General features: G+C 57.4%; 4 protein-coding genes. 3 read left to right on the top strand and 1 reads right to left on the bottom strand.

Going from position 1 to position 4,870, the window contains the following annotated elements:
• The first annotated feature begins 267 nt into the window (after positions 1-267).
• Both PPP56_RS10815 and PPP56_RS10810 read left to right on the top strand, forming a co-directional pair.
• On the top strand, positions 268-1,038 hold the full coding sequence (locus tag PPP56_RS10815) for a PaeR7I family type II restriction endonuclease (protein ID WP_353564056.1): 771 nt from the start codon (positions 268-270) through the stop codon (positions 1,036-1,038).
• A gap of 35 nt (positions 1,039-1,073) precedes the next feature.
• Positions 1,074-2,438 (top strand): Eco57I restriction-modification methylase domain-containing protein, encoded by a 1,365-nt coding sequence (locus tag PPP56_RS10810; RefSeq protein WP_353564055.1) that lies wholly within the window; start codon positions 1,074-1,076, stop codon positions 2,436-2,438.
• A gap of 170 nt (positions 2,439-2,608) precedes the next feature.
• Here PPP56_RS10810 and PPP56_RS10805 read toward each other — a convergent pair whose 3' ends face one another.
• Positions 2,609-3,589 (bottom strand): ROK family protein, encoded by a 981-nt coding sequence (locus PPP56_RS10805; RefSeq protein ID WP_353564054.1) that lies wholly within the window; start codon positions 3,587-3,589, stop codon positions 2,609-2,611.
• A 610-nt stretch (positions 3,590-4,199) separates the two neighbouring features.
• Here PPP56_RS10805 and PPP56_RS10800 point away from each other — a divergent pair.
• A partial coding sequence (locus PPP56_RS10800; RefSeq protein WP_353564053.1) for an ABC transporter transmembrane domain-containing protein occupies positions 4,200-4,870 on the top strand: 671 nt, incomplete at its 3' end.

Here is a 4,870-nt window from a genome sequence, read left to right as displayed (position 1 = left end):
GTCTGACACGAGCGCAGCGACTGATGAGCGTAGCGAATAAAGATCTCCCCCGAAGTGGGCAAGGCCTCCTATCCATCTGGCACTACCAAGCCCCGAGGAGATGGTTCGACTCCCGGCTTCGCCGTTCGCTCACCATGACAGGCTTCGTGGGAGGATAATTGCAGAGCAACTATCACAATGAGCATTGACATAGCACTACCTTCGCCGTAGAGCAATGTCGTTATCTGCGCTTACGGTCTTTCATGTATCACACATTACTCAAGACGCATGAATGAAACGCCAAATCAAGCCGGTGGTACTGGCGAGCAAGATTCCCCAGACCAGATTTTCGAAACGATTGACCGCGAAGTCAGGGAGGCCGTCAAATGGTTTTGGGCAACACAGGACAGCCAGAAAGAAAAACAGCTACAGTCTGATAATAGCACGCGGGGGCGCAGGGCCAATGTACTGGGCGGGAAGCAGATGGACGGATTCGCCAGCTTGATTGAGGATATTCTACTGAGGTTTGGTGTTCCTCAGACATCTATCGTCCATAATTATCAAGCCACATTGCCAGGATATTTTCGCCACGAGAAAGAATGGGATACCGCTGTCGTCCATAAAGGCAGTTTGCTTGCGGCGATCGAGTTCAAGTCGATTGCGAGCTCATTCGGTAACAACCTCAACAACCGGACGGAGGAAGCCCTTGGTAGTAATACAGACTTACGTCAGGCCTACGAGCAAGGCGTTTTTGCTCCTTCGGCCCGCCCCTGGCTCGGGTACCTTATGCTGATGGCTAAAAAAGAGGGCTCAACCCGCCCCGTGCGTGTACGCGAGCCGAATTTTGACGTAGATCCCGTTTTTGACGAGGCATCGTACGCACAGCGCGGCGAGATTTTATGCCTTCGAATGGTTCGGCAACAGCTTGTCGATGGAGCCGTATTCATGCTCAGTGATCCCGAAGGACCAGAAGGCCACTTTATTGAACCCAATGAAGAGCTCTGGTTTGAGCGATTTGCACGTCGTCTCACATACCATGTGCTTGGGTCAATGAAGTAGGTCAACGTTCTCCTCCACCCTGAATGGAGTGACCAATGAAAGGATACGTTCCGACCCCATCCGACCTTGCTGATCGCATTGTGGAGCGCCTCTTCCGCGATCAGGTGCCAAATGAAGGAGACCGCATCCTCTATCCGGGAAGCGGGGCATGCCCGTTTGGTGCCGCTGTTGAGAGAATCTGCGAAGCGCATGGGTGGCCGTGTCCAGAAGGGCACGCTGTAGAGTTAAATCCCCGGCACATTGAAAGTGCAAAGGCCCGTGGGCTGCAGCACGTTACGTATCACAAGGCAGATTTTCTTTCGTTGTCTCCCCAAACGTTTGGGTCGTTTGACTATGTCGTCGGCAATCCGCCGTATGCTGGAATTGAAGAACTGTCTGACAACGAAAAAGAACGGTACCGAGCGCATTTCGCATCGGCATCGGGACGGATGGACCTGTATTTTCTCTTCTTTGAACAGAGCCTCAATTTTCTGAAAGCGGGCGGCCTCCTTGCTTTTGTGACTCCAGAAAAGTGGACCTACGTGGAGTCAGCAGCGCCGCTGCGTCGCCTCCTTGGCAGCGCACGTATTGAAGAGATTGAGCACATCCGTGAGGATGCATTCAAAGGGCGAATCACGTATCCTGCAATCACAACGATACGAAAATCGTCGCCCTCTACAACAGAAGTAACGCTCCGAAACGGAGAGACATACAAAACAACGCTATCAGCGTCAGGCGCAAGCTGGGCAGCTCAACTTCGGGGAGCTGCACAGCTCGATATGGATACAGGAGGCGTTCTCGGGGATGCGGTAGTACGCATCTCCGCAGGCGTGGCAACCGGTCGGGATCAAATCTTTGTGATCGATAGGGACGATGTGCCTGATACCCTTTCACAGCAGTGGCTTCGCCCCACGGTAAGCGGACGCGAGCTTGGTACGGTCGACCTGGCTTCTCCCCCGAAGCGGTTTGTGTGTCCCTATACAGATACCGGACATCTGTATCCTAAAGACGAGCTCGGTTCGTATCGAGATTGGGCTGCGTCGCATCGCGTAGCGCTGGAGGCCCGGTTTTGTGTTGCGAAGAACGGGAAAGCATGGTACAGTTGGCATGAGACGCCTCCAATGGAGGATATCCTTCGCCCCAAAATCCTGTTTAAAGATGTTGCTTCCAAGCCCCACTTCTGGATTGACTGGAACGGCGACATCGTACCGCGCCATTCGGTTTATTACGCTATACCGAAACGAGGTGCCGATATCGAAAATCTATCATCGTATCTAAATAGCGAAACAGCGCGGCTGTGGATGGAAGCGCATTGCCCTCGGGCTGCTAATGGGTATCTTCGGTTGCAGAGCCGCGTACTTAAGAAATTGCCCATCCCTGAGCACTTGCACGTTGGAGGCCAATATACTCTTGCGCTGTAGATGGAATGACAAAGGAAGGCCCACGCAGCTTTTTGGAGAAGGCTCGCGCTGAAAGGATCGTTGGGGCGGGGCTGCGCTCACTACGACACGCTTCGTTGAGAGGATGATTGCAGGGCAACCATCAAAATGGGGGTTGACACGACACTACGTCGCGCCGAAGATGCGTTCCTCTACAACGCCGACTGGAGGCGGCGGCGTGCAACCACCCCTGCGCCGACGGGGCCGGCGTCGTCGCCCAGGGCAGCGGGGACGAGGCGGATCTTCTCGGCGCCCTCGCGCTGCAGGTAGTGCTGGCGAGCCGTGCGGCCGATCGGGTCGATGAAGTCCTGCCCCAGACGCTCTACCACGCCACCGCCAAAGACAATGACCTCCGGATCCAGCACGTTTACGAGGTTGGCAGTGAGCAGGCCGAGGTAGTACTGCGCGTTCTGAATGGCTTCCTCCATCAGCGCATCGCCCGCCTCCAGCGACGCCTCGATGACGCTACTGGTGAGCTTCTTCTTGCCCTTCTTGTCCATGATCTCGAACACGTCCGTCGAGCGGCCTTTCTCCATCTCCTCGCGGATGATCGCCTCCATCGCGGTCTTGCTGGCGTATGCTTCTACGCAGCCGTGTCGTCCGCACCCGCATTGGCGTCCGCGGGGCTGTACCACCATATGCCCGATCTCGCCCGCCACGCCGCGCCAGCCGTAATGCGGCGTGCCGTCGAGGACGAGCCCGCCCCCGATGCCGCTTCCCACAAAAATACCGATCATGTTGAGCGTGCCCTTTCCGGCGCCGTAGACGTGCTCGCCAAGAACCCCGATGTTCACATCGTTGTCGACAAGCACCGGCAGGCCCAGGTCGTCTTCCAGGCGCTCACCCAGCGGAACGTCCGTCCAGTTCAGATTCGGAGCCGAGTGGACGACCCCGGACTGCACGTCTACCGCGCCCGGCGCGCCGATGCATAGCGCGCTATAGTCGCTTGCGTCGTTGTTCATCTTACCCATCACCTTGCGGACCGTCTTGCCGATCCGCTCGATGACAACGTCGACGCCTTCTAAAGCACGGGTCTTCTTTTTCTTCGAGGCGAGAATCTCGCTGCCGCGAACGGCAGCAGCTTCAATGTTGGTACCACCGAGGTCAACGCCGATGATCAGGGGAGTAGCCATGAGGGTTGGGGGAGCAGGTGAAAAAAGACAGATGGAGGCCAGAAAAAGGACGCCGTTTGCATCGACAATGGCAAACGCAGGAGGAAGAAAAGTTACAGGATACGCACCACAGACGTAAAAAACATCCCGATCCTGCTGGCTCGGGCGTTCTGGGACCGTCGGGCGGTTCAGTCCGAATGTCGTTACGCCTTCGATCGTGCAGGATCAACGTCGTCCTGTGCTATCGTATGTGGCAGGGTAGGTAAAGCCTCATGCTTTGCGGGACAGCGTAGGATATGCGATGTCGAACCGGCATCCGCCTGAGCGACCCGTGCCGTCGACTGAGGTAGGGGGCGCGGGTATCGCCCCCATGCGTCGTCTTGACAGATGGCTGTCCGCATCCCCCAGCCCCTACCCCTTGAAGCGGGTGACGGGGCGCCTGATGCAGACCACCTGCAGGATGAATGTCTGCGTACATCGGTGCCTCCGAACTCCACCCCCTGCGGTTTTCTTCAACATGTACAGCATGAACATGTACGGCATGAACCTGCGTACGCCATTCGTGCCTGCCGTGAGGATGCCTGGCACCACCCCATGTGTATCCGCTTTTTTGTATCCGAGATAAGCCTGTATGTCCGACCCCAACACCGAGCCGCGCCAGTCGACCCTTGCCATATTGAAGCGGCTCTGGAGCGTGCTGGCGCCCTACAAAGCGCGGGTGCTGGCGCTCGTGGCGCTTATCAGCTTTACGGCGGCGCTTGAATCGCTCGGGCCGCAGTTTGTGCGCTACGCCTTCGACACGGTCATTCCGGAAGGCGACATGACGCTCTTTCTGTGGTTCGGCGCCGCGTTTGCCGGGTTCTACCTCTTTCGGGCGCTGATCGAGTATGCGGGCATGTACTGGAGCTTTGCGCTCACGCAGCACGTGGTGAGCGACGTGCGTATGGATGCGTACAACCATCTCATGAAGCTACCGGTATCGCGCTTTGCCGACGAGCAGTCTGGGTCGCTCAGCTCGCGGGTCGTCAGCGATCCGAATGCGCTGGAGGGGATGATTCAGGCGGCGGCGTCGCGGCTGTCGGGGCAGCTCGTCGCAATCATCGTGGTGGCCGCCATTCTGGTGATCATGAACTGGAAGCTCGCGCTGGTGAACCTGGTGGTGCTGCCGCTGCTGGCCCTCATCACGTACTACTACCAGGAGCCGCTGCGTGAGGCCTCGCGCGACATCCGCGAAACGGTGGCGCGCCTCACCGCCACCTCCACCGAAGCCATCTCCAACATCCGCGTGGTCAAGGCCTTCGT

The organism is Longimonas sp., from assembly GCF_040409695.1.
GTDB lineage: Bacteria > Bacteroidota > Rhodothermia > Rhodothermales > Salinibacteraceae > Longimonas.
The sequence above is the reverse complement of the archived record's forward strand: the minus strand, read 5'-3'. Positions and strand labels throughout refer to the sequence as shown.

Excerpts from the sequence above, each read along its gene's own strand:
- PPP56_RS10805 (WP_353564054.1), bottom strand. The coding sequence starts at position 3,589 with ATGGCTACTCCCCTGATCATCGGCGTTGACCTCGGTGGTACCAACATT.
- PPP56_RS10815 (WP_353564056.1), top strand. The coding sequence starts at position 268 with ATGAATGAAACGCCAAATCAAGCCGGTGGTACTGGCGAGCAAGATTCC.
- PPP56_RS10810 (WP_353564055.1), top strand. The coding sequence starts at position 1,074 with ATGAAAGGATACGTTCCGACCCCATCCGACCTTGCTGATCGCATTGTG.